Source organism: Hymenobacter glacieicola, from assembly GCF_014640315.1.
GTDB classification, from domain to species: domain Bacteria; phylum Bacteroidota; class Bacteroidia; order Cytophagales; family Hymenobacteraceae; genus Hymenobacter; species Hymenobacter glacieicola.
In genome coordinates, this window is sequence record NZ_BMGS01000007.1 from 173,047 (window position 1) to 198,479 (window position 25,433).

18 protein-coding genes and 1 pseudogene are annotated in these 25,433 nt (G+C 60.6%); 3 read left to right on the forward strand and 16 right to left on the reverse strand.

What is annotated here, in order from left to right; translation table 11 throughout:
• Nucleotides 1–89 precede the first annotated feature (89 nt).
• The 9 genes from trmB to IEW18_RS14240 form a co-directional block, all read right to left on the reverse strand.
• Entirely contained in the window at nt 90–752 is a 663-nt protein-coding gene (trmB, locus tag IEW18_RS14200) for a tRNA (guanosine(46)-N7)-methyltransferase TrmB (protein ID WP_188558526.1), read from the reverse strand.
• A gap of 136 nt (nt 753–888) precedes the next feature.
• Nucleotides 889–2,190, reverse strand: a complete 1,302-nt coding sequence (locus tag IEW18_RS14205) for a bifunctional folylpolyglutamate synthase/dihydrofolate synthase (RefSeq protein WP_188558527.1) — start codon at nt 2,188–2,190, stop codon at nt 889–891.
• Nucleotides 2,191–2,382: 192 nt separating this feature from the next.
• Entirely contained in the window at nt 2,383–3,273 is an 891-nt protein-coding gene (locus tag IEW18_RS14210; RefSeq protein WP_188558528.1) for a hypothetical protein, read from the reverse strand.
• A gap of 164 nt (nt 3,274–3,437) precedes the next feature.
• Nucleotides 3,438–3,848, reverse strand: a complete 411-nt coding sequence (locus tag IEW18_RS14215) for an ExbD/TolR family protein (RefSeq protein WP_110979256.1) — start codon at nt 3,846–3,848, stop codon at nt 3,438–3,440.
• A gap of 93 nt (nt 3,849–3,941) precedes the next feature.
• Nucleotides 3,942–4,676, reverse strand: a complete 735-nt coding sequence (locus IEW18_RS14220) for a MotA/TolQ/ExbB proton channel family protein (RefSeq protein WP_188558529.1) — start codon at nt 4,674–4,676, stop codon at nt 3,942–3,944.
• Nucleotides 4,677–4,786: 110 nt separating this feature from the next.
• Complete coding sequence (locus IEW18_RS14225) at nt 4,787–6,019, reverse strand: HU domain-containing protein (RefSeq protein WP_188558530.1); 1,233 nt, start codon at nt 6,017–6,019, stop codon at nt 4,787–4,789.
• Between the two features lie 212 nt (nt 6,020–6,231).
• Complete coding sequence (locus tag IEW18_RS14230) at nt 6,232–7,917, reverse strand: TonB-dependent receptor (RefSeq protein ID WP_188558531.1); 1,686 nt, start codon at nt 7,915–7,917, stop codon at nt 6,232–6,234.
• Between the two features lie 247 nt (nt 7,918–8,164).
• A complete protein-coding gene (locus IEW18_RS21880; protein ID WP_188558532.1) occupies nt 8,165–11,404 on the reverse strand; it encodes a tetratricopeptide repeat protein in 3,240 nt (1,079 codons plus the stop codon).
• A 198-nt stretch (nt 11,405–11,602) separates the two neighbouring features.
• Nucleotides 11,603–12,061, reverse strand: coding sequence for a hypothetical protein (locus tag IEW18_RS14240; protein ID WP_188558533.1), 459 nt, complete (start codon nt 12,059–12,061; stop codon nt 11,603–11,605).
• Nucleotides 12,062–12,261: 200 nt separating this feature from the next.
• Between IEW18_RS14240 and IEW18_RS14245 the strand changes: the two genes are divergently transcribed.
• Together IEW18_RS14245 and IEW18_RS14250 are read left to right on the forward strand one after the other, a co-directional pair.
• Entirely contained in the window at nt 12,262–12,744 is a 483-nt protein-coding gene (locus IEW18_RS14245) for a hypothetical protein (protein ID WP_188558534.1), read from the forward strand.
• 418 nt (nt 12,745–13,162) lie between these two features.
• Nucleotides 13,163–14,854 carry an alpha/beta fold hydrolase gene (locus IEW18_RS14250; protein WP_188558535.1) on the forward strand — a complete coding sequence of 564 codons (1,692 nt, stop codon included), beginning with the start codon at nt 13,163–13,165 and terminating at the stop codon, nt 14,852–14,854.
• Between the two features lie 248 nt (nt 14,855–15,102).
• On the opposite strand, the gene IEW18_RS14255 is transcribed toward IEW18_RS14250, so the two are convergent.
• From IEW18_RS14255 to holA, 5 genes are all read right to left on the reverse strand, one after another.
• Nucleotides 15,103–15,384, reverse strand: coding sequence for a hypothetical protein (locus IEW18_RS14255; RefSeq protein ID WP_188558536.1), 282 nt, complete (start codon nt 15,382–15,384; stop codon nt 15,103–15,105).
• Between the two features lie 166 nt (nt 15,385–15,550).
• Nucleotides 15,551–18,904, reverse strand: a complete 3,354-nt coding sequence (locus IEW18_RS14260; RefSeq protein WP_188558537.1) for a DEAD/DEAH box helicase — start codon at nt 18,902–18,904, stop codon at nt 15,551–15,553.
• Between the two features lie 177 nt (nt 18,905–19,081).
• Nucleotides 19,082–19,543: an RES family NAD+ phosphorylase gene (locus IEW18_RS14265; protein WP_188558538.1), complete on the reverse strand. Its 462-nt coding sequence runs from the start codon at nt 19,541–19,543 to the stop codon at nt 19,082–19,084.
• A 9-nt stretch (nt 19,544–19,552) separates the two neighbouring features.
• Nucleotides 19,553–20,014 carry an Xre family toxin-antitoxin system antitoxin gene (locus tag IEW18_RS14270; RefSeq protein ID WP_229728752.1) on the reverse strand — a complete coding sequence of 154 codons (462 nt, stop codon included), beginning with the start codon at nt 20,012–20,014 and terminating at the stop codon, nt 19,553–19,555.
• Between the two features lie 616 nt (nt 20,015–20,630).
• Entirely contained in the window at nt 20,631–21,710 is a 1,080-nt protein-coding gene (holA, locus tag IEW18_RS14275) for a DNA polymerase III subunit delta (RefSeq protein WP_188558539.1), read from the reverse strand.
• 232 nt (nt 21,711–21,942) lie between these two features.
• Between holA and tyrS the strand changes: the two genes are divergently transcribed.
• Nucleotides 21,943–23,241, forward strand: a complete 1,299-nt coding sequence (gene tyrS, locus IEW18_RS14280; protein ID WP_188558540.1) for a tyrosine--tRNA ligase — start codon at nt 21,943–21,945, stop codon at nt 23,239–23,241.
• Nucleotides 23,242–23,565: 324 nt separating this feature from the next.
• Here tyrS and IEW18_RS21960 read toward each other — a convergent pair.
• Nucleotides 23,566–23,733 (reverse strand): annotated as a pseudogene (locus IEW18_RS21960) (BF3379 family histone-like protein); the annotation flags it as partial.
• Between the two features lie 241 nt (nt 23,734–23,974).
• Nucleotides 23,975–25,225, reverse strand: coding sequence for an aminotransferase class I/II-fold pyridoxal phosphate-dependent enzyme (locus IEW18_RS14290; protein WP_188558542.1), 1,251 nt, complete (start codon nt 25,223–25,225; stop codon nt 23,975–23,977).
• Between the last annotated feature and the right edge of the window lie 208 nt (nt 25,226–25,433).

Genomic DNA, 25,433 nt, shown 5'->3' on the forward strand with positions numbered 1-25,433 from the left:
AGTGGACAATAATAACTTTTGATTCATAGAAGGCCGTCATGCTTCGCTGCGCTCTGCATGACGGCCTATTAGCTCACTGTCCTCACAACCTAGCTCAACTGAAACTGCAGGTACTTAATGGGCACTCCGAGCGTGCGGTACTTGCGCTCAAAGGTGGTCTGGATGTCCTCGGCGTGCGGGAGCAGCTCAGGGGTGGCATACAAATCTTTGGTGTGGGCCAGGATGGTAGCACCAGGCCGCTGCTGCAGGGTTTCGAGGGTGAAATCGAACAGGCCTTCGTTATCGGTTTTGAGGTGCACCAGCCCACCGGGGGGCAGCACCTGCTGGTAGAGGTCCAGAAAGCGCGGGGCCGTGAGGCGGCGCTTGATGTCCCGGTCGCGGGGGCGCGGATCGGGAAAAGTAATCCAGATTTCGTGCAGCTCGCCGGGGGCGAAGTGGGTAAGCAAATCGTGGGCGCGGGTGCGCAGGAAACCCACGTTGGTCAGGCCCAGGGCCTCGGCGCGGGTGCTGCCCCGCCAGATTCGCTCCCCCTTGATGTCGAGGCCTAGGAAGTTGCGCTCGGGGTAGCGCTCGGCCAGCCCCACGGTGTACTCACCCTTGCCGCAGCCCACCTCCAGGGTAATGGGGTTGGAGTTGCGAAAAAACTCTGCGTGCCAGCGCCCGCCCAGCTGCTGGTAGGTGGCTTTACCGGGTTCAATTACATCGGGGCGCCCGGCGTTATCGGCGAAGCGCTTCAGTTTAACTCGACTCAAAACGGAGAGGTGGTGAAATAGTGAAATAGTGAGTTGGCGGAACTGAAGCAGGTGTCATTCCGAGCGTGAGCGAGGAATCTGGATTAATCCGTTGGATGGGAACCCAGATTCCTCGCTCACGCTCGGAATGACAGCTTTACAGCTCTTCGATTTCGGCCACCACAAAAGTACTACCCCCGATGAAGACCACATCATCGGGCGCGGCGGCGGCGCGCGCGGCCCGGACGGCTACCTGCACCGGACTATAGATTTTTCCGCGCAGCCCAAAGGCCGCCGCCTTTTCAAACAGCTCCGTCGCCGGCATTGCCCGCAGAATGGTAGCCTGGCAGAAATAGTAGGTGGCGTGCCGGGGCAGCAGGCTCAGCATCTTGCTCACGTCCTTGTCGTTGACTACCCCCAGCACGATGTGCAACTGTCGCTGCGGCAGCCGCGCCAGCTGCCCGGTGATAAAGCGAATCCCGGCTTCGTTGTGGCCCGTGTCGCAGACCACCAGCGGCCGACGGCCCAGGATGGTCCAGCGCCCGCGGAAACCGGTAAGGCGGCTCACCTCCCGCAAGCCCTCGCGCACGGCGCTTTCTGGTATCACGAAGCCCTGGCGGCGCAGCTCCTCCAGCACGGCCAGCACGCCGGGCAGGTTCAGGCGCTGGTAGTCGCCCACCAGCCCCAGGTCCACATTTTCCAGGTAGGGCGCATGCTGGTAGGTCAGGCGCAGGCGTTGGGTGTCGTCCTCGGGGGTAGGCTCCTGCAGCAGCTCGGCGCGGTAGTGGGCATCGGCAAACAGCAGCGGGGCGCCTTCCTGCCGGGCTTTCTGCTCGAACACCGGGGCTACTTCGGGCTGGGTCTGGCTGATGATGGCCGGTACGCCGGGCTTGATGATGCCCGCCTTTTCGCCGGCAATCTGGGGTAGCGTGTTGCCCAGCAGGTTCTGGTGGTCGAAGCTGATGTTGGTAATCAAAGACACCAGGGGCCAGATGATGTTGGTGGAATCGAGGCGCCCGCCCAGGCCGACTTCCACCACGGCAATGTCCACCTGCTGCGCGGCGAAGTAATCGAAGGCCAGGGCCACGCACATTTCAAAGAACGAGGGCTGCACCTCACTGAAATAGCCACGCCAGCGCTCCACCCAGGCCACGAGGTAGTCGGGGTTCAGGTCCTGGCCGTTTACTTTGATGCGCTCGGTAAACTCCTTGAGGTGGGGCGAGGTGTAGAGCCCGACCTTGTAGCCGGCCGCCTGCAGCACGGCCGCCAGTAAGTTCGAGGAGCTGCCCTTGCCGTTGGTCCCGGCTACGTGCACGCTCTTAAATTTCCGCTCCGGGTTGCCCGTAGCCGCCGCCAGGGCCTCCGTGCGCTCCAGCCCCGGCTTGTAGCCCGCTTCCCCTACCCGCTGAAACATGGGCAACTGCTGGTAGAGGTAGTCGAGGGTTTGCTGGTAGGTCATGGGGAGCGAAGCAAATATTCAGGCTGCAAAGGTAAGTGGCTACATCTGCTTTGTGTTCCTACCATTAAAAGCACGAAGCGCCGCCCTACGTGGTAGAGCGGCGCTTTCGGCTGTCATTCCGAACGAAGTGAGGAATCTGAATTAGCTTCTAGTGAGTAACCCAGCTTCCTCGCTTCGCTCGGAATGACACGTTTATTGAACGGTAAAGCGGAAGGTGTAGAACCCAGTAGCCCCGCCCTCGGCCGAGCTGGTGCGGCGGAACTCCACATTTTCCAGGGCGTCGCGGCAGACCTTTTCCTGGGCCGGCGTCACGTTGCCCGAAACTTTGGTCACGGACTCCACCTCGCCATCGGCGTTGATCTTGATTTTGAAGCGCACGAAGCCGGAATTGTTATCCAGGAACTGCGGATTCGGCTTGCTGACCACGGCCCAACCGGCCATTTCCAGCCCGCCGCTGCCAGGGCTGGTGCCGCGGCCACCCTTGCCCGGCTCGCCGGAGTAAGCCGTGCCGCCGTAGGTGCCGCGCGGGTCGCCTTTGTCGCCGACGGTGCCGGGATTGTCGCCGTTGTTGTTGCCGGTGGGCGCGTTGCTGGTGCCGTTTACTCCGTTACCGCCCCCGTCGGCGCGGTTGGCGCGCGGCGTAAACACGGCCCGCTGGTCCACTTTCGGGCGCGGGGGCTCGGGCTTTACTTCCTCCTTGGGCGCCTCAGCTACCTTCTTGGCGGGCGGCACCGTGACGGGGCTTTCCTCGGCCTCACTGGTGACGACCCGCTGCTCGGTGGGCGGCGTGGGGTCGGGTTGGGCCACGGGCTGGGGCGGCGTAGGGTCGGGCTGGGCGGCTGGCGGGCGGCTGTCCTCCCGGTTCTTCGACTCATTGGCGGGCGCCTGGCTCTGGATGTCGCCGGAGCCGACCTCATCGACCCCGTAGTTGAGCTCGACCCCGTCGCCGCCAGCCAGCTCATCCAGGGGCGGATCGGGGCCTTTGAACACGGTAAAGAAGAATAAGGCAGCCAGCGCCGCATTAATCATTACTGTGCCCAGGAGGGCTTCTCGCCGATGCTCTTCCCGATATTCGGTTGCCATGGGACTTGTCGTTTGAGGAAGCTACCCCACCGGTAACAGCCGGCCAGCGCAGCTTCTGGTAATCAATACGCCCCGCTCCGAAAAACGGCAGACGGGGCGCTTGTTTTGCACTACGTAACGGTCAGACCAGCGCTGCTGGTTCACGCGCCACTGATGGGAGCGGTTTACTTACCCGACGCTTGCTGAGCCTGGGTAGCCATGACCATCTTTATCTTGAGGCGGTTGCCTACCTCCAGAATATCCACCAGCTTCTGCACGTTCAGCGAGGCATCTACCCGCAGCACGGCCGTGGGGCTTTCCAGGCCCTGCACGCGGCGGGCTAGCTCAGGCTCCAGCTGATCGGGGGTGATGTTCTGGCGGTCAATGAAATACTTTCCGGCCGCATCCACGGAAACCGTGATGGGCTGCTTCATGGCCTGCTTGCCCGAGCGGGCGTTGGGCAGCATGAGCTTGATAACGTTGGGGTTCACCATCGTGGAAACAATCAGGAAGAACAGCATCAAGAAGAACATGATGTCGTTCATCGAACTGGTTTCCACGTGGGAAGAAACCTTGCGGCGCCGGCTGAGGTCCATGCGGTGAATGAGTAATTGAGTGAATGAGTGAGGTTGATGAGCAAAGGAGCAGCTGGTCAAACCAACTCACTCATTCACTCAATTACTCATTCACTAGTTGTCCTGAAGAATATCCATGAACTCGATGGCCGAGTTCTCCATGCGGAACACCATGCGCTCTACCATAATGCTGAGCCAGTGGTAGCCAATGTGGGCGATGATACCCACGATGAGGCCGGCCGCTGAGGTAACCATTTTGGTGTACAGACCGCCCGAAATCTGGGCAATGCCGAAGTCGCCGGTGGAGCTAATGGCGTAGAAGATTTTGATTACGCCAATAATCGTACCCACGAAACCGAGCATGGGCGCAATACCAGCCACAATGCCCAGCACGTTGATGTTCTTCTCGAGGCGGGCAATTTCAATCTTGCCCACGTTTTCCACGCTGGTTTCGATTTCTTTGAGGGGGAGGCCAATGCGGCGGATACCCTTCTCAATCATGCGGGCCAGCGGCGTGGGGTTCTGGGCGCAGAGCATTTTGGCTCCCTGCAAATCACCTTTCACCATCAGCCCCCGGATGCCGGGCATAAACGACTCGGGCACGGCCCCGGCCTTGCGGATGGTCAGGTAGCGCTCCAGAATGATGTAGACGGAAACGAAGAAGAGCAGGAACAGCGGCACCATAATCCAGCCCCCGGCCAGAATCAGGTCGATGAGCGAGAGGCCGGAAGCGGCATTGGCCGCCGCGTTGGCTGCCGTAGCGGCCGAGTCGGCAGCGGCGGGCGAAGCGGCGGGAGCCGCGTCGCTGCCAACCTGAAGTTGCAGCAGCAGGGAAAGCAGGTGCGTCATGCGTGGGATGAAGTGAGAAGCAAAAGAATAGCTAAAACACCCAGGCGTTATTTCGCTTTGCCTGAGCGTTTTAGCTATTCAAAATTTCAATTTATGGAGTCAAGTTCGGGTTAGTAGTTTTTAATCCACAGGTCGCCCATGCGTTTGCGCAGGATGCTGGCCTGACGGTCGGCCGAAGCCCGGTCGGGATAATCGGCGGCGGACAGCATGTACTGGCGGCTACCGGGCGCGGGCAGAATCACGCGGGCCGGGTGACCCAACCGTACCAGCGCCTGGCGTCCCTTCTCGGCATTGGCCAAGCTCGTGTAGGAGCCGGCCACGATGTAGTAACGGCCCGTCCGGCTTTTAATTGTCGCGCCGGAGGCCCCGGCGGTTGCATTGGTAGCAGCTGCTTTTTCCCAGCCCGGAGCTTTGGGCTTGGCGGCGGGTTTGCCTTTTGCAGTTTGTACAGGGGCGGCTGCTACCGTTACGGCGGGCTTAATAGCCGAGGCGGGTACGGTAACCTTGCGGGCCGGGGTAGCGGCTGGCTTGGCTACTACCTTGGCAACCACCACCTTGGGCGCGGCAGCCGGGGTAGCTGCTTTTTCCCACTCCTCGTTAGCGGCAGTTATGGCGGGCGTGGGGGTAGCGGCCAGTTCTGAGGGCCGGGCCGTGTTAACCAAATCAGCTTGCTGACGAAGCGCGGGTTTGGCCGCTGCTTGAGGAGCAGCTACCGGAGCCTCCGCGGTGGGGGCTGACAGCGGATGCAGGCGCAGGTTGTCCGGCAGGTAGCCGAACATATCGGCGAAAATGTAGTTAGCCGACAATACCAGCCCCGCAATAGCCACGGAACCGATAACGCGGACTGCGCGGGCGGCCCGGGCCGAGCGGCTCGAAGCCAAGAGCGGAGCCGCCACTGGCCGCTCGCGGGCCAGCAGGGCGTCGGTTGCGCGCACGGGGCGCGACACCAACTCGGGTAGTCCGAAGCTGGCGTTGAGCAGGTTCTGGCCGCCGGTGTATTCGAAGTCCAGGCCGCGGCCGGGGGCTCGGCGGAACACGCCTACCCCTTGCAGCTCAGTGCGCTGTCCGGTTTCCAGCTCGGTTTCCATCCGTACCACGGCTTCGCGCACCAGTTGGCGGGCCTGGGCCGTGCTCACGTTCAGCTCCCGGCTCAGGGCATCTACCAGCAGCCCGTCGTTGCGGGTCAGGGACTGGTTGAAGGCTACGCGCTTGGCCGGCGGAGCCAGCGTGTGCCGCACCGGATGAATCTGGGCGGGCGCGTAATCGGCAATCAGGCCGCCAAAATCGGGGATGATGACGCAGTCATGGTCCCGGAGCAAGGTGCGAATATGGTCAGAAAGCATTCGGTGGGTACGTAAGAAAATGGGCTGGCAGATTACCTCAAGCAAGTGGCATCCATACTTCTGCGCCTTACGCGCAATAAGCTCAAGCGAAGGACCTTACCCCGCCGAACTGTACGTTGGTACGTGCATCGTTCTGGCGGGACAAGGTCCTTCGCTTGAGCTCAGGATGACGGAATGTTAGAAGTGCCTTGCCGCATTAGATCAGCGTCAGATTAAAAGTCGTAGGTCACGCCGGCCAGAACGTTAATTCCTTTCACGGGGTAGTTCAGGAACCGTTCGTATTTCTGGCCGATGAGGTTGTTGCCCAGAGCAAATATGGACAGATTTTCCATAATGCGGTAATCACCGCGCAGATTCAGGTCGATGACCGTGTCAGTAGGGCGCACCACGGCTTCGAAGGGTAGCCCTACCGAAGCCGGCCGCCGGTAGCCCGTACCGTAGCTCGAACTATAGGTGTACAACTCGGCGCCCAGCAGGAGTTTGTCGTAGAGGTTGTAGGTGCCGAACAGCACCGATTGAAAGGCCGGACGGTGGAAGGCTTGGGCCAGGGTTTTCACGTTGTAGCCGTTGTAATCGGCCTTAAAGCCCAGGCGAAATTGCTCAGCGGCGTTGTAAATAATTTCGCCGTGCACGTTCACCAGCTGGGTAGCCTTGGGGTCGTACACCAGGTCAAACTTGCTGGAGTCGCGGCGGGAGTTGTTGTAGAAGTACAGGTTCCGGTCGTTGGCCAGGGTTACGCGGGCGTTTACCTGCAGGGCCCGAGCCGGGGTAGCATTGAAACCAAAGTACAGAGTAGGCCCGCGGCGAGTGTCGGCCACGCGCACGTTGGGAGCCAGCCAGGGATTTTCGGTGGTCAGGTCGTACATCGTCACGCGCTGGATGGCGCCGCCCAGGCCGGCAAAGGCCACGAACTTATCCTCCGTTACAGTGTAGGCGACCCGCACGGCCGGGTAGGCGTTGAACTGCCGGGCTTTGCCAATGGTGTCGCCGGTGTAGCCCAGGGTAGCGCCCACCGAAAGGGCCAGCCGGTTCAGGGTTACCTCGTAGGCGGGCGTTACCTGCACGAAGGGCCGGCTCACGGTCAGAGAATCCTTGTGGGACAGGAACGACACGTCGCCGTTGATGCTCACGCGGCTGGTTTCACCCAGGCGGTAGCCCGAGCGCAGGGAAGCGTACACGTTGCTTTCCCGGGCCTGGTAGTAGTCGCTCCAGTAGTTGAAGCCCAGGCCCAGGTCGTACTGGAAGGCCGCATCCTGGGCGCGGTTGCGGGCGTACACCTTCAGGGCCGCCCGCTTGAACACCTGCTTGATGCTGTCCTGGGTGGGCAAATCGGCGACGTTGCGGTTGTAGCCATAGAAGTTGTACCGCTCACGGCCCAAGTCGATTTTGGCGCCCAGCGCCACGGGGCCGCTGTAGGTTTCTCCGTTAAGGCCCAAGCTCGTTTGGGCCTGGCTGGAGTTCTTCTTGTCGATGGGCCCGCGCGAGGACGAGAGTTGCTGGAAGTCGAGCCCGTAGGAGGCCGACTCGGAGCGGGTGTTGTGCAGGTAGGCCCGGCCGTAGGCGGTGCCGTAGTTGCCCAGGGCGGCCTTGAGGTAGTTGCCCGTGAGCGGAGCCAATTCTTCCTGCCGAATGGTGAGCACCCGCACTGAGGGGTTGAGCTTATCGGCTGGCAGGCGGAAGTCGGGGTAGGTGTAGCCGACAGCCTCGCCGGTTTTGGCCGGGGCTTCAATCTTTACTTTCTCGAAGTTGCGGGTAGCCTCGGGCAGCTCATTTACCCGCTCCTTCACAATCTCAATTTCGGCGTCCTCAATCTTGCCACGCGTCTTCTGCGCCCAGGCATCCGTAGCCGAAACGGTGGTAGTCAGCAGGGCCGCGGCGGCCAGTAGTTTATGCTTCATATGGGGACTTGGGAACTTGGGGGCTTAGGGACTTGGATGACGCTCCGGGCGCATCTGTTCCCGCTACCCCCTCTCCTATTATTTTCTGACTTTAAATACGTTACAGTCTTACGCCTGAATGCTTGCTTCAGATTACTAATACTGTAGAGACGCAATATGTTGCGTCTCGTCGTTGAACAACCGGCACTGCATTGGCAAAACAATGTCAGCAACGCCGAGACGCAACATGTTGCGTCTCTACACCGATTTACTCTTCCTGGGGTGAGGCCGTGGAGTTGGTGGAAGAATCGGCGGGTACGGCGTCGCTCGGCACCAGGGAGCTGCGCACGGGCGTTTTGCCGGTGGCAGGCTTGCTGGTGGTTTTGCCGGTGGCTGGTTTGGTAGCCGGAGTGGTGGCTTTGGGCGGGGTTTTGGCCGGCGGCGTTTTGGGCGCGCCCGGGGCCGACGTAGCCGCCGGGTCGGCAGGCAGGGCCGAGAGGCGCTGCTTGGCCCCCTCCACGATTTCGGCTACCGGAAATTTGTTGTCGATGATGGAGTTGAGCGTGGCGCGGGCCTGGAAGATTTCGTTCTGCTCCTTGTACACGTCGGCAATCAGCAGGAAGGCCCGACCCAGCCACAGGTCGTAGTTCGAGAAGTCGGAGTTGCTCTTGTAGGCCGCGTCCAGGGCTTCGGGGTATTTCTTCTGCTGGTAGAGCGCGCTGGCAATGAGGTACTGGGCTTCGGCCCCGCTTTCATCCTTGGCCGTGTTGGCGGCCGTGGTCAGCTCCCCGATGGCCTGCTCTAGGCTGCCGGCTTTGTAGCTGGCTTTGCCCAGATACAGCAGCGCCAGATTGGTGGCGTTGATGGAAGCTCCGCCCTGGGCCTGCAGCTCCTGCGCTACCCGGCGGGTGCCTTCCAGGTCGCCGGCCTCGTAGTAGCTCTTCATCAGCCCGATGCCCGCGTTGGCTACCTCCCGCTTGTTCTGGGACACTTCGCGCAGACGGCTGTAGTAGCGGGCCGCCTCGGCGTAGTTCTTGTTTTCAAACTCCAGATCAGCCACCCGGCCCACGGCCCGGTTCACGAACTCGCTTTTGCCTTCCTCGACCACCGCCCTCAGGCGGGGCAGGGCGTCGGCTTTGCGGCCCGTGCGCAGGTAGGCGTCGGCCAGAAAGTAGCGGCCGTCGGCGGCCAGGGTGGTGCTGGGGTACTGCTGCAGGTAGCTTTCCAGGCGCGGAATGGCCTGGGCGTACTTCTCGGCCAGGTACAAGGACTTGGCAGCCTCAAACTCCACGCTTTCGGTGGCCTTGCTGTCGGGGTTCTGCTGCTTGAACTGGGCCAGGTACTGGTCGAACTCCTCGGTTTTGCCCTGGGCCGACAGGCTTTCCTGCAAACTGTAGATGGCACTGCCGGCGGCTTTGGTGCGCGGGTACTGGCTGAGCACGCGTTTGAAGTCCTCGGCGGCCTTTGCGTGCTGCTCCAGGTTCTGGTAGGCCACGCCGCGCTTCTGCAGGGCCTGCGGAATCAGGGGGGAGTTGGGGCGGTTGGTAATCAGGCGGGAGAAGCCCTCCACGGCGGGCTGGAACGAGCCAGCCTCAAAATCGAGTTGGGCCTGCTGGTACACCGCATCGTCGGCGTAGCGCGAGGTAGGCGAGGTTTTCAGCAGGGTACTCAGGGTGTTGCTGGCTTCCTCGCGCCGGCCCATCAGCCCCAGCGTTACGCTCTTCTGGTAGTAGGCGTAGTCCTTATCGGCGGCGTTGGCCTGAATGACTTTGTTGTACTGATCCAGCGCCTGCTGGTACTGCTTGGCCACGTAGTAGGTGTCGCCCAGGCGCAGGGTCACGTCATAGTAGTTCGGGTCGGCGGGCTTGGCTACCGGGTCCTGGAGCCAGGCCTGGAACTGCTGGCGGGCCCGGTCGTACTGCTTGGTGTTGTAGTAGGCGTAGCCCAGGCCATAGCGGGCTTTCTGATCAAAGTCGGTTTCGGAGGCCGAGCCGGTGCGGGCCGTGCGGGCGGCGGCGGTGTAGGCCGTAATGGCGGGCTGGTACTGCTGGCCGTAGCTGTAGATTTCGCCTTTCAACACCTGAGCCGCGGCGCGCAGGGCCTCGTCCTGGGGGTATTTCAGACTCTTATCCAGCACGGGCAGCGCGTCCTGGTAGCGGTTGTTGTTGTAGAGGGTAGCGGCCTGCAGGTAGGCCACGCGCTGGTAGGTAGCGTTGAGCTTGGCACTCCGCTCGTCGAGGTTGTCGAGGTAGTTGAGGGCCTGGGCGTAGTCGGAGGAGTTCAGGAAACTCTCGCTGAGAATGTCGTCGGCGGCCGCCTGGTTTTTGGAGCGGGGAAAACGCTTCGAGAAGTCGCGCAGGGCGGCAATAACTTCCTGGGTGTTGCCCAGCTCGTAGTTTACCTGGGCGTACTTCAGGGTCGCGTTTTCGGTGATGACCTTATCGAACGTCACCTTCCGGGCCGCATCGAAGGAGTTCAGGGCCAGGGGCTTCTGGTTGGTTTTCAGGTAGCTCAAACCCAGGTGGTAGGCCGCGTTTTGGCCCAGGGAGTCGCGGCGGGCCGCTACCCCCTTCAGACTGCCGATAGCGCCCTTGAAGTCGCCCTGCTTGAAGTTGGCGTACCCGATTTTGTACTGCACCTTGGGGTCGATGCTCTTGCGGCCGGCGGCGTACTTATCGAAGTACTCAGCGGCCTGCTTGAAATCTTCCTTCTGGTAGTAAGCGTCGCCCACCAGCAGCTGAATTTCGTCGGCGCTCTGGGGCGGCGGGGTTTGCTGCAGGGCCTGGGTGCCGTAGGTAATCAGGCCCTCGTAGTCGCCTTCCTTGTAGTAAATCTGCGACATCACGGCCGGCACCACGGGCTTGTAGGCGTCGTTCTGCTCGGCCACGGCCAGGTCCTTGCGGGCCCCCTGGTAGTCGCCGGCGCGGTAGGCCAGGTAGCCGGCGTAGTAGGAGCTGGCGTAGCGGTACTCGCTGGCCCCGGCCTTGTTGCGGTCGAACTGCAGCTTGGCCTTGTCGAACTCCTTCTGGGCGAAATAGGCATAGCCGAGCTTGAATTCGGCCTCGGCCCGCTGGTCGTCGCTGAGGTTGTCGGGCCCTACCTTCTGCAGGTAGTCAATGGCCTTCACGTAGTCCTTCTTGTCGAAGTAGAACTTGCCCAGCTCGAAATAGGCCTGCGCGGCTTTGGGGTGGGCCGGATTATTGGTGGCAAAAGCCAGAATGCGCGACTCCGAATCGGGGTGGAACAGGTACAGGCCCGACACGGCGTAGTAGTACTCGGCATCGGTGGTGCGGCCGGGGGCCAGCTCGCCGGTGCGGCGCTGGGTGAGGTCGAGGTAGCGCTGGAAGGCTTGCTGGGCCGCGCCGTACTTGCCGCGGTCGAAGAGTTCGAGGCCTTCCTGGTAGTGGCGTTCGTCGGCGGTGAACACCTGCGTTTGCTGGGCCTGCGCGGCCAGGGGGGCGGCAGCGGAAAGGGAGGCGGCCAGCGCCAGGCGGGGGAATAGTTTCATCAGAAAGCGTTACGCACAAGGGAGGCCGGCGCCGCCAGGGCACCGGGAATCAGCCAAAAGTAGCGAAAAGTTCGGCCGAGGTTGCCCGGAAACGGCCCTTTTTGCCGGTGGTAACGCGGGGCGCGGCCGGTTTGGTGTACATAAGCGGATCGGCAGCTCAGGTTTCCCCTCTCGTTTCACTCTGTTGTCACCTGATTTTTAACGCGCCAAAGCGTAGTCCGCAGCGGTTATTGTGTAGCTGAACCGACTAGTATGTTCACTCAAGGTCTCCACTTGGTATTGATTCAGGGCTAGAAGGTTGCGAGCAGGTAGGCACTGGCCGTTGAGCTGCTGGGCCTGGGGGCAATAGTGCAGCAACTGCTTCCCGTCCTGGAATAGCAGCCGAACGGAATCACCCTGCGAAAACAATTCAGGATACGCAATATTGCCCGCCCCGCCATAGCTCACACGCTCTACGCTTGTGTTATTAGGCAACCGCAGACTCAAAGGCAATTGCTGGCGGTTTCTGGTGCTGTATATTTTCAGCTCAAGGTCATGGCCGGACTGATTGCTAATAATAAAAACGCCTTTCTGTTCCTCATCCATCGTTGTTTGGCAAGCGCTTAGCATTGCTGCGCTTAAGAGAAGCAAAGTCCAGTAGTGCAAATACTTGTTCATCTTTATTTCCGGTAAAAATCAGAGCTAGTTACTTCCCTTACCAATAGCGCTACTTAGTTGTTAGAGCGTGTTTGGACTGCTACTGGCGCCGCTAAATGTAGTGAAAAGCTCAACCGATTTTAAGTCGGTACGCGGCTGGTTTAGTGTAGAAAACCCGAGGATTCTGCCGTGTTTAGAGAACCTATTTCCTGTATAGCTCTATGCAACGGTTCTATTCTGCTTTGTTCGCCGGGCTTACCGGCCTCTGCTTCGGTGGGGCCTCTGCTCCTATTTCTCCTACCCCCGCCTACCCACAAAACCCCGCCATTTCCGATGCGCAGGGCCGGCCCCGGGATACGACCACGTTTTATTTTCCGGCAGCTTTATCATGTGTTGATCAGTTGACGGACAAAATGCAGTATTCGCAGACCGCTTATTGTCAGATGGCGTTGGCTTCTGCCTCGGCCAATCTGTTTTTCTTTAAGGCTCCAGTACTATCGAACTATTACCTGGGCAACGATACCTACCGGTTTCTGTGGCTGCGCTCCTTCCACCGGCCCGTACTGCTGACGCTGACTCAGCAGGCCGGCGGCGCCACGTTACGGACCCAGTTTCTCACTAAATCGGCTACAGCGCCCAGGCTTGAGCAAATTCTGTTCGTTCCACCTACTGCCTCGCAAGCTGAAGCTGCACGATTACAATAGGATTTCGATGCAAAACGCAAAGCCCCAAAGGTGCAGCGCGAACTAGCTGAACATAACCGTCCAGCGGAGCCGCTACCTCAGCTAGAGACTGTTCATTCTATTACGCCGCGGCAGTGGCAACAGGTTGAACAGCTGCTAGCGACGAGTAGCTTTCAGCAATTGCCGCCTTGCGAGTTATTTACCGCAACGGATGGGGCTTATTGGGTATTCGAATCCCACCAAGCCAACAGCTACCACATGGTTTTTCGCCATAGCCCAGATAAGCGGGATGGTTTCCGGAAAGCCTGCGAATATCTTATCGAGTTGAGTTCAGCGCGCAATGAGGAGCGGTACTGATTCGGATTAGGCATTTGGGCAACAGAAAGGCAACCTTCCGCCTGCCTGGCGGCTCCCTTTGCCAACTCCCTACCTTCTTTCCATGCGTCTGTTCCTATACCTGCTCTGCCTGCTGAGTTTAGTTACTACCCCCCATGTACTTGCCCAAACCTTGCTGCAGGGCACCGTGCTGGATGCGCAGACCCAGGCGCCGGTGCCGTTTGCCTCAGTGGGCGTAACAGGCAAGCCGCTCGGGACGGTGGCCGATGAGCAGGGGCGTTTCCAGTTTACTATCCCCACCGACCTAGCCGACCCCGTAATTGTTTCGTGCGTGGGCTACCAGTCGGCCACCTTGCCCGCAGCCACGCTGCAGGCCACCGGGCAGGTAGTGCGCTTGCGCCCCAGCGGCGTTAGTCTGGCAGCCGTGACGGTGCGGCCGGGCAAGGTGAAAACCAAAACGTTTGGCCGCACCAGCAGCTCCTCGCTGATGGGGGCCAGCATGTACACCGAGGCCGGGTTAGTGAGCGACGCCCTGGCCAAAGAGCAGGGCACCATCATCGGTATTGATAAAGACTGCCGCCTGCGCGACTTCAACATGCACGTGGCCTTCAACCGCTTCAAATCCGTGAAGTTCCGGCTAAACCTGTACAGCGTAAAAGCCGGCCTGCCCGACCAGCCCCTGCTCCGCCAGGATGTGCGCTTCGACGTGACCCAGCCCCGCGGCTGGGTGCGGGTGGATCTGTCGCCCTACCAGGTGCAGTTGCAGGGCCAGCGGGAGGTAGCCGTAACCATTCAGTGGCTGCAGAGCGAGGCCCAGGAAGGCACCCCGAAGGCTTTTGGAATATCGGCCGTACCCGCGCCGGGCCATAGCATCCTTACCCGCAACAAAAGCCAAGCGGCCTGGCAGCAACTGAAGGCCAGCTACCTCAGCTTCTACCTCACTGCCGACTCCTACGGTGCCAGCAAAGCCGCGCCCACTACTCCCGCTGATTACGAACTACCCGACAGCCTGCGGTATCTGCGCTACCTCGCGGCGCCTACCCTGCCCAATCTTACCAACCCCCATCACTACGGCGAAAATGCGCAAGCGGGCCGCTACGTAGTCGTGAAGGGCGGACGGCTGTACTACGAGCGGTACGGGAAGGGCACCCCGCTCCTGCTCCTGCACGGCAATGGCCAATCCATTGCCGCCTTCCAGCGGCAGATCGGCGAACTGGCTCAGCATTTCGAGGTTATTGCCGTGGACACCCGCGCCCAGGGCCGTAGCCAGGACCACACCACCGCCGACTTCACCTACGACCTGTTTGCGGAGGACACGCGCCAGCTGCTCGACTCGCTGGGCCTACGCCAGGTAGATATTCTGGGCTGGAGCGACGGGGGCAACACGGCCCTGACGCTGGCGCTCCGCCACCCCACGTACGTGCGGCGCCTTGCCGTCATGGGCGCCAACCTATTTCCCGCTCCCGAGGCTATTGAACCCGATTTCCTGGCGCTTCTGCGCCGGCAGCTGCGGGAAGAACAGCAGCTCCCCACCCCTGATCTGAACCGTACGCGCTTACTGCGCATCCTGCTGCAAGAGCCCCAGCTGACGTTTGCTGAGCTGCAAGGGGTAGCGGCTCCTACCCTGGTCATGGCCGGTCAGCACGACGTAATTCTGGAAGCGCATACCCGGGCCCTGGCGAAGGCCTTGCCCCAAAGCGAGTTGGTTATCCTCCCCAACACCACCCACTACGCTCCTCAAGAGGCCCCGGAGGCATTTAATAAAGCCGTGCTGCGGTTCCTGCAGCAACGCTAGCGGCTTACTCAGTCGGGTTGAGTGAATAGCATGTAAACAAAGTCATGCTTAATCCAACTGCTTCGTGTCATGCTGAGCTTGTCGAAGCATCTCTACCACTTCGCTTGAACGTCATGTCGAACTGGTCGAGACATTTCGCGTGCTGACGTTGCAGAGGCCAAGGCCACTTGATTAGCCAGAGGTAGAGATGCTTCGGCTGCGCTCAGCATGACATATTCTCTATCTATTACGATCTGCCTAGGCTAGCCCTACCCCTGGCGCACCAGCGTCACCTCGTCGCGGGTGAAGTCAAAGCGGCTTTTCTCAACGGGCGTGCGGCTGACGGCCACGCGGGGCGGCTGAAGCTTGCCCTTGCGGCCGGCTTCAATCTGGGCCTCGCCGGTAATGTCCAGGGTGGCGACTACCTCTTCGTTCAGGCGCAGCTCCCACGGCCCGGGCTTCAGGGGCCCGTCCAGCCGGCCCACGAGAAAGGTTTCCTTCGGCGACATGACAATGATGTCGAGCACTTGCATGGTGGGGGTTTCGGGCATGGGATAGGAAAGATAATGGAGAGCGGATAACAGGCAGGGCCAAGTTACGCGCCTGCTGCCAAACCACCTGTCCTTCCGAACATGTGGCGCATCAAGCCAGGGACGAGGAATCTGGGTTAGTATCCTAATGCTTGACCCAGATTCCTCCTGCGTCGGAATGACAGACTTATTCGAATAACTCCAGCAGTTCTTGCTTCGAGAGGGTTTTCAGTAGGGCGGCGTCGGTGCGGATGAGGTCCTGGGCCAGCTCGCGCTTGGTTTGCTGGAGCTGCATGATTTTCTCCTCCACAGTGCGCGGGCAGATGAGGCGCACGGCTACCACTTTCTTGGTTTGCCCGATGCGGTAGGCGCGGTCGATGGCCTGGTTTTCTACGGCGGGGTTCCACCAGGGGTCCACCAGGTACACGTAGTCGGCCTCGGTGAGGTTGAGGCCGGTGCCGCCGGCTTTCAGGCTGATGAGAAACACGCGCACCTGCTCGTTCTGCTGAAACTCCTGCACGGCCGCGGCCCGGTGGCGGGTTTGGCCGGTAAGCTGCTGGTAGGGAATGTCGTGGGCTTCCAGCATGGGCCGGATCAGGTCGAGCATGCCCACAAACTGCGAGAAGATGAGGATTTTGTGCTGGGGCGCGTGGTTTTGCAGCTCTTCCAGCAGCACTTCCAGCTTGGCCGAGGCCGCGCCGTAATCGGGTCCGTCGGGAAGCAGAGCGGGTGAGTTGCAGATTTGCCGGAGCCGGGTCAGACCCTGCAGCAGGTGCAGGTGGTCTTTCCCGAGCACGTCTTCGCGGCGGCCTAACAGCAGGTTACGGTAGTCCTCTTTGCAGGCCTCGTACACCCGGCGCTGCTCGGGGCCCATGTCGCAGTAGAGCACCATTTCGGTTTTGTCGGGCAGCTCGGGGGCTACCTGGGCTTTGGTGCGGCGCAGCACAAAGGGCCTGATTTTCTGCTGCAGAGCGCGGGCCTGGCTGTCGTCCTTGAACTTGTCGATGCGGGTAGCGAAGTGGGCCTTGAAGTGGGCCCGGCTGCCCAGCAAGCCCGGACAGGCAAAGGACAGCAGCCCGTAGATGTCGTAGGTATTGTTCTCCAGGGGCGTGCCCGTGAGCACCAGCCGGTTGCGGGCCTGCAGGCGGCGCGCCGCCTTGTAGCGCTGCGAGTCGGGGTTTTTAATGGCCTGGGCCTCGTCCAGAATCACGTAGTTGAACTGGTAGCGCTGCAGGGCGCGCACGTCGGCTACCAGCGTGCCGTACGTCGTCAGCACGATATCGTAGCCGTCGAACTCCGCCGCGTGCCTGGTGCGGCTGGCTCCGTGCAGAGTATGCACCCGCAGCGTGGGCGCGAATTTCGCTACCTCGGCCTGCCAGTTAAACACCAGGGAAGTGGGTACCACCACCAGGCTGGCGGCCCGCTCGACCTTCTCGCGCTGGAGCAGCAGAAACGCCAGCACTTGCAGGGTTTTGCCCAGGCCCATATCATCGGCCAGGCAGCCCCCAAACTGAAAGGTATCCAGGAAATTCAGCCAGTTCAGGCCCTGCCGCTGATAGTCGCGCAACGTTGCCTGCAGCCCAGCTGGCACGGGCGCGGCCTGAATGCCGCCAAAATCGGCCAGGGCCGCCCGGTAGTCGGCGAGCTGGACGCGGGCTTCGGGAGTGAGTTCTTCGGGCTGATAGAGCTCCTCCACGGCCGCGAAGTTGACGGCGGGCGTGCGCAACTGCTCCTCCACAACTTCGGCGGCGGCAAAGTAGCGGGTGAACTTATCGAGCCACTCCTGGGGTAGGATGCCGCGGGTGCCGTCGTCGAGGGTGACGTAGCGGCGCTGGTTGCGCACGGCCTGGTAGAGCTGGGGCAAGGTGGCCTGCTGCTTGCCGAAGCGCACGCCCAGTTTGGTGTCAAACCAGTTCGTTTCCCGGCTCACCTGCACCGTAATGTGAGCCTTGTGGGGGTTGAGGTTGTTGCCTTTGAGCTGGTTGAAGCCCAGAATGGTGATGCCCTGGGTGCGCCAGTCTTCAAACGCTTCCAGAAACCAGTCCTCATCCAGAAACTGCTTTTTTGGTACGTACAAGGCGTCGAGGTGGAGTTGCTCCTCGAAGTGGGGGTAGTGGCGCATCAAGGCTTTTAATAGCCGGGTTTCGGCGGCCGCGTCGCGGGTCACGGCAAAGGGCTGGCCCAGGGCGTCCGTGTCCTGGAGCTGCTTGCGCGAGAGCACCGACACTTCCCGCTCGCCGTAGCGCATCACGGGCAGCACCTCTACGTGCGCCCCGGCCTCGGAGAGGTAGAGCAGCGGCCGGGGTTCTTCCTGGTAACCACCCAGGGCCAGCTGCTGGGGCGTGGCGGGCCGCACGTAGGTGTAGTGGATGTGGAGCTTGTCTTCGAGGCCGGCTAGCACGTCCTGCTGAAACTCCGGGAACTTGCTTTGGTGCAGCAGCAGGGTGTTGCTGCGCTTCTTAAAAAACTCCACCACCCGCCACACGTCTAGGTCATCGAGCAGGTACAGGTCGTCGTGCAGGGCCACGAAGTAGTCGTAGCGAATGGTCACGTCCTGCAAAGCCAGCAGCTGATCCAGCACGCTAAGCTGGCCCGACACCCGGTAAAACTCGCCCTGCTCGGTCACCAGCAGGCGCAGCTCCAGCCGGGCCCGGTGCACCCGCACCGCCGCCACCGACTGGGCCGTGGGTTTCTCGCCCTGGGCGGCCTGGTGAGCGTACACGGGCAGCCCCAAAGGGTTTTTCACTACCGCCCGCAGGGCCTCCAGGGCCTGGGCCGACCGTTCTTCCTCGTAATTATGCTGGAAGCGCGCCAGACCGGTGTAAAACTTAAGCACCTCGGGGTCCGATACGCTCCAGATGCCATCCAGCGGGTTTAGTAGGGTCAGCGGATTGCGGAGCTTGCCCGCGGCGGTGGTTTCCGCTTCGATGAGTTGCAGGGTCAGGTGGCCGTAGTAGCGGTGACGGGTTAGCAGCACGGCGCGCGTAGTGGCGGGCCCGGCTGGGGGCAACTGCCGTTTCTCGGGCAGGAGCTGGCGCACTAGTTCCTGCTTAGTAGCCGCCGTGAGGGGTAGCAGCTCCGGCTGCCGGGGCGTAATGCTGGTTTGCCCTTCGGCGTAGGTTAGCTGAAAATGCTCGTCGAGGTTGGGTTGCTGCTCCAGCCCGTAGTCCCGCGCCACGGCCCGGAGCCGACTCTGGCGCAGCGGGGCATCAAAGAAAATCCGCAGCTCCCGGCGCTGCACCAGGGCCAACAGTACCAGAGCCTGGTGCGCGCACAACCGGCCAGCCGGAGTTAAGCACGTACAGCCCACCAGCAGGTCGCCGGTCTGCTCTACGGTCACCGTCGGCCCTACCCCGGCGCCCAGGTTAAACCGCCCGTGGTTTATCCTCAAGTCTTCAGGAAGCACCGCGTTCAGGGCCCTGCCCTCCGGCAGCATACCGGCGCTGCTGTGCTGCTCAATGATGGCGCTGGTCAGGTCCGGGAGGGTAAGCCCAGGGAAGGTGAACTGGTGGCTGTAGGGTGGCTCCGGCGTGTTGGGCATTGCTCCGGCTTCGGTGGTCGGTGTAGAGACGCAACATCTTGCGTCTCGTCGTTGCTGAGGTTAGCTCTTTTGTCATTCCGCCGCAGGAGGAATGACAGGTGATGTTGGTCGTACTGGAGCGCTCGTTCTGACGCCGAGACGCAAGATGTTGCGTCTCTACAGCCTAGCTCGTTGTTGCTACCCCACATCGGCCGCCTTGATGCGGGCGTCGAAGCTGAATTCCTCCCGCCCTACTATCTGGATGCGCTTGAACTCGGGGTGGCGGCTGTGGAGCACGTAGTTGTGCTCCTGCGGAATAATGGACGAGGGCACCCGCAGCACCGCCGACTGGCGCGCCGTGTACCAAGCCGCGCCCAGGGGCTGGCAGAGGGCGTAGCGGCTGGCTTTTTCCCAGTTTTTGGGCAGCTGGGCCAGGCTGATTTCTTCCACCAATAGGTCGTCGGGCACGTCAATCACCAGCACCCGAAACTGGTCGTTAAGGCCCTCCCCGCTCCGGTGCACCACGTTCTCCAGGCAGGCCAGGGCCCGCGACGAGGCCGTGTAAATCACGAACTGATCTTTGTAATTCCAGCGGGCCCGGTAGCCGGAGGCGAACAGGTCGTCGGCGTAGCGGGCCAGGCAGATGCGGTATACCAGCATACCCCGCGGCTAGGATAAGTCACCGTAGGCAATGCGAGTCAGCTCCTCGGCCACCAGATCAATGCCGCCGCTGGTTTCCAGCAGGCGCAAGGGCACCTCCTGGTCGAGGCCGTGGGCGGGCTTATCCAGCCACCGCAGAAACGCGGCTGCCTCCCCAAATACCTCCAGCCCCAGGTTGTAGAGGCTGATAATCTTCAGGGTCTTCTCGCTGCTGGCCACGCTCAGGGTTTTCTTTTCCTGGGAATACGAGCGCAGGGTTTTCGTGGAAAGCTCGTAGATGGCTTCCAGTTCGTTGGCCTGCAGCTGAAATGCTTCGGCTACCTCAAACGCCGTGGCGGCCGGCACTCCCTTACGCGCCTCCATCACCAGGGCGAAGGAATCCTGTCCGGCCTGCCCCCAAGCCGCCCACTTCTTGCGCAGAGCAGCGGGCATCGTAGCCGTAATTTTGGGGTGATGAGCAGTGGCAGCCATAGGTGTTGCAGTTTGACAGGTCGAACCTAAAGAAATTTTTCCGATTAACGCGGAAATTTTTCTTTAGGTTCGACTTCTATACTACGCCGCCGAGCCGCAGGCTGGCTACCGTACTCAGGTGAGCCATTTCAACAGGAGGAAGGCAACCAACATGCCTAGTAAGACGAGGCAACCTGTACGCCTGAATTTGTCTTGCCTACCGAGCTTATCATTGTACCTAGCGGCTAACTCTTCTGGCAAAAAGTAACCGCGCCAGGAATTCTCCGGCTCTGACAGCACCCATACTTCCTGGCAGCGTGAGCAGCGGTAGCGGATCGTACGTTCCGTAGGCCATGCTTCATAGACGGGCAGCAACTTCAGCGGCTTGCGTAACAGTTGCTGCTCAAATGCCTCGTACTCCCACCACGACGGAAAACTGTATATGCCAGCCGAGAAGCAATTAGGACACATGACTTTGGAGAGCAACGTTTCGGAATGTGCCGTAACCACCAGACCACACAAGAAGCGGGAACTCACTCATGGTAGAGGCGCAATGTATCGTATCTGGTTGTGGAACAACTGGCCCTGAACTGTTGTGACAACCTCAACCGACAAGAAGATGCAACATATTGCGTCACTACATGCCTACCACGGCGTGTAAGGGCACGGGGTGCAGAATCAGCCACACCAGCTCCCGCAGGATTTCGCCGTCGGTCATGGAGCCCGATTCAATGCCTTTGCTTTGGGCGTCGGCGCGGCGGATCAAGTGCACGATGTCGCGGGTGCGTTGGAAGTCGAATACTTTCAGGCCGGTTTGATAGTCGCGGCGGGCGTAGGCGTTGGCGAGGTTCAGGCGCTTCCAGTCGGCTTCGGTGGGGCTCCCGGGCAGCTGGTGCAGGGCCAGCAGGCGGGAGAAGTAGTTGAACAGCAGCGTCAGGTTGGGGATGAGCGGGTTGTTCTTGGGGTTGGCCTCGAAGTAGAGCAGAATGCGGTTGGCCTTGAGCACGTCGCGCCGAATCAGGGCCGACTGCAGCTCGAAGATGTTATACTCCTTGCTGATGCCCACCATGCGCTGCACCAGATCCTCGTCGATGCTGTGGCCGGGCAGCAGGTTGATGAGCATCTTGTCGACCTCGTTCGTGAGCCGACCCAGCTCGGCCCCGATGTACTCGGCCAGCAGGTTGGTGGCCTGGGGCGTGATCTGCTGGCCCTTTGAGCGCACGTAGTTCGTGAGCCAGGGCGCCACCTGGTTGTCGTAGAGCTTTTTGCTGGTGAGCAGCACGGTGCCAGCCGGGGCCGGGTTGTTTTTGTCGCCGGTCAGCAGCTTGCCCAGCTTCTTGCGGGCATCCAGGGTTTTGTGCTTGTAGCACAGCACCAGCACCGTGCTTTGCAGTGGGTTTTTGAGGTAGGCCTCCAGAAACGGCCACGCCTTCTCCGCCTCCAGATCGGCCACGGCCTGGGCTTCCTTCACGATAACCACGGACCGCTCGGCCATCATGGGAAAGCGCTTGGCCTGGTTCAGGATGCCGGCCACATCGGTATCCTTCCCGTAGAGCACCACCTGGTTAAACCCCTTTTCGTGCTCCGGCAGCACGTTTTTCTCTAGCAGATCGGCTACCAGGTCAATATAGTACGGCTCCTCCCCTTGCAGAAAGTACACGGGCGCAAACTGCCGCTGCTGGAGCTGCTTCAGAATTTCGTCGGCGGTGAGGGTCACGGAGTGGAGGCGTAAAAGAGTGGATGAGTGAAGTGGACACGGGTTGGCGCCAGGCGTACTGCCAACGGAAGCAATTGGTGATTTTCACTCTCAAAAAGCAAAGGTACTGCTACCTTTGTCCAGTTGTAATAGGCCTCAGCTGGTTTCTCAAAGAGTGCTGGCGGGGCCCACTGGCGGCCTTCAGTGTTTGCCAGGGCCAACTCACGTATTCACTCATTCACCCATTTACTCAGTGGATTTAATAGAAGAACTGCGCTGGCGGGGCATGTTTCACGACATGATGCCCGGTACCGACGAGCACCTGCGCCAGTCTGCGCCCATCACCGGCTACATCGGCTTCGACCCTACGGCACCTTCCCTGCACATCGGTAACCTGGCTACCATTATGCTGCTGGTGCACCTGCAGCGGGCCGGCCACCGGCCCCTGGCCCTGGTAGGCGGCGCCACCGGCATGATTGGCGACCCCTCGGGCAAGTCGGCCGAGCGTAATCTGCTGGATGAAGACGCCCTGCGCCGCAACCAGGCCGGTATTCGGGCTCAGCTGGAGAAGTTTCTGGTATTCGATGACTCGCCTACCGGTGCCCGCGTGGTGAACAACTACGACTGGTTCAAGGAGTTTGGCTTCCTGCAGTTCCTGCGCGAGGTAGGCAAGCACCTGACCGTAAACTACATGATGGCCAAGGACTCAGTGAAGCGCCGCATCGGCGGCAACGAGGATTCCGGCGCGGAGGGCATCAGCTACACCGAGTTCAGCTACCAGCTGCTGCAGGGCTACGACTTCTTCCACCTCTACAAGGAGCTGGGCACCACCCTGCAAATGGGCGCTTCCGACCAGTGGGGCAACATCACGACCGGCACGGAGCTGATCCGGCGCATGTCGGGCGGCGAGGGCAAAGCCTACGCCCTCACCGGCCAGCTTATCACCAAGGCCGACGGCACCAAGTACGGCAAGAGCGAAACCGGCACCGTGTGGCTGGATGGCTCCATGACCTCGCCCTACCAGTTCTACCAGTTCTTCCTGGGCGCCGCCGACGCCGACGTACCCCGCCTCATTCGGGTGTTCACCCTGCTCGACCAGGCGGAAATCGAAGCCCTGGAAGCCGAGCACGCCCAGGCCCCGCACCTGCGCACCCTGCAGAAAGCCCTGGCCCAAGACGTAACCATCCGGGTGCACGGCGAAGCGGCCTACGAAGCGGCGCTGGCCGCCTCGCAGGTGCTCTTCGGGGGCGGCGACCTAGCTACCCTCGACGAGGCAACGCTACTGGACGTGTTTGCCGGCGTGCCCCGCTTGGAAGTGCCGCGCGCCGCGCTAACCGAGCAGAACGTCATCGGCCTGCTGAGCGAAGCTACCAACAGCGTTATTTTCCCTTCCAAGGGCGAAGCCAAGAAAATGATTCAGCAAGGCGGCGTGAGCCTGAACCGAGCCAAAGCCACCCTGGAGCAGCAAGCCACCGAAGTACCGCTGCTACTGAACCAGTACATTGTAGCCCAGAAAGGCAAGAAGAACTACTACCTAATCAAAGTAGTGTAAGCCTACCTCCATAAAGCGCACACCCCCCTGATGCCTGTTTATAGGCATCAGGGGGGTGTGCGCTTTATGGAGGTAGGAGCCTAAATACGAAGGCCCTGCATGGCTCCTGGGTTTCAGCCCGAAGCTAATAGCGGCAGCCACCTACCCACCCGGAAACAATAAGGCCCCGCCGATAACCGGCGGGGCCTCACACTGAGTTATTCTCACCGCAGGAACTGCGGTGTCGAATTACTTCTTTTTAGCAGGAGCAGCTTTCTTAGCGGCGGGAGCAGCGGCCTTCTTAGCCGGAGCAGCCTTGGCAGGAGCGGCATCGCCACCACCGTCATTCTTCTTGTTTTGCACTTCCGTGCGGATGGTCTGGGCCATGTTCTTCAGCTCCTGCATGCCCTTGCGCACGCGGGTGCCAGCGGCCGAGTTGCCCTTGTCGTAGAACTTCTCGAAGTCAGCTTCCAGCGACATCACGAGGTCTTTCAGTTGGCTAAAATTGCTCATTTGGGAGGGGTTGTTTGGTGTGGAAAAATGTGTTTAACCGGCCCTAATATACAGGGATTTCAAATACAAGCAAGTTGGCAAGTTTTTTTCTTAAACCCGTTTTCGGGCCTAACAAGGCACTTTTTACCAGTAAACACCTCCTCACTAGTCCCAACACTCCCGAAGGACATATCGGAATAATACCAAAATAAAAGCCAGCCCCCGAGCAGGAGGCTGGCTTTTGCACTTAGCGAAGCCGAATCTAGTTCTGCAGCCCGGCAGGAACCTCAGCTTTGGAGTAAAGACCTTTGCTGAGCTTTTCCTGCACCGCTTCGAAGGCCTTGATGGTAATGGCCACGTCGTCGAGCGAGTGCGAAGCCGTGGGAATAATGCGCAGCATAATTACCCCCTTCGGTACCACCGGATACACCACAATAGAGCAGAAAATACCGTGATTCTCACGTAGATCGAATGTTACCTGGGTGGCGTCGGAAATCTGCCCCTCCAAGAGTACAGGCGTTACGGGCGAGGTAGTGGTGCCAATATTGAAGCCTTTTTCGCGCAGGCCGCTTTGCAGGGCGCGCACAATGGTCCAGAGGTTTTCCTTTAGCTCGGGGCGGGTGCGCAGCAGCTCCAACCGCTTCAAAGCGCCCACTACCAGCGGCATGGGCAGGCTTTTGGCGAAAATCTGGCTACGCATGTTGTAGCGCAAATATTCAATTACGTTCTCGGGGCCCGCCACGAAGGCACCGATGCTGGCCATGCTCTTGGCAAACGTCGAAAAATAAAGGTCAATCCCGTCCTGAATGCCCTGTTCTTCGCCCGTACCGGCCCCCGTAGTGCCCATGGTACCAAAGCCGTGGGCGTCGTCTACGAACAGGCGGAACTGGTATTTCTCCTTCAGCTTCACTACCCCGCGCAGGTCGCCCTGGTTGCCCGACATACCGAACACGCCCTCCGTAATAACGAGAATGCCGCCGCCGGTTTCGTCGGTGATGCGCTTGGCCCGCTCCAGCTGCTTTTCCAGGCTGGCCATGTCGTTGTGCACGTACACGAAGCGCTTGCCCGCGTGCAGGCGCACCCCGTCAATAATGCAGGCGTGCGACTCGGCGTCGTACACAATCACGTCGTGGCGGCCAACCATGGCATCGATGATGCTCACCACGCCCTGGTAGCCGAAGTTCAGAAGCATGCAGTCGGGCTTCATCACGAACTCGGCCAGCTCGTTTTCCAGTTGCTCGTGCAAGTTGGAGTTGCCGGACATCATGCGGGCGCCCATGGGCAACGCCATGCCGTACTCAGCGGCACCTTCGGCATCGGCCTGGCGCACTTCGGGGTGGTTGGCCAGGCCCAGGTAGTTGTTCAGGCTCCAGGTGAGCACTTCTTTACCACGAAAAATCATGCGCGGCTTAATCTCGCCTTCCAGCTTGGGGAAGGCGAAATAGCCGTGCGCGTAGTGAGAATGGATACCCAGCGGACCGCGGTTGGCGGCAATCTTCTCAAATAGATCCACGAGGGAACAGGTTGAATGTGAAACGAAAACGAGCGGTTATGCCCCAAGACCTAACGCCCGAGTAATGTACAAAGTTATGGCAATCCGCGAAGGTAGCGGCCTTTTGGGAGGCATCCAACCGTGAAATTGCCCGGCACAAATGCACCGGCGCGTTTTACGGAGCCGCCGGAATGGCGTTTCTTTGGGTACCGGAATGCCCATCCCAGGT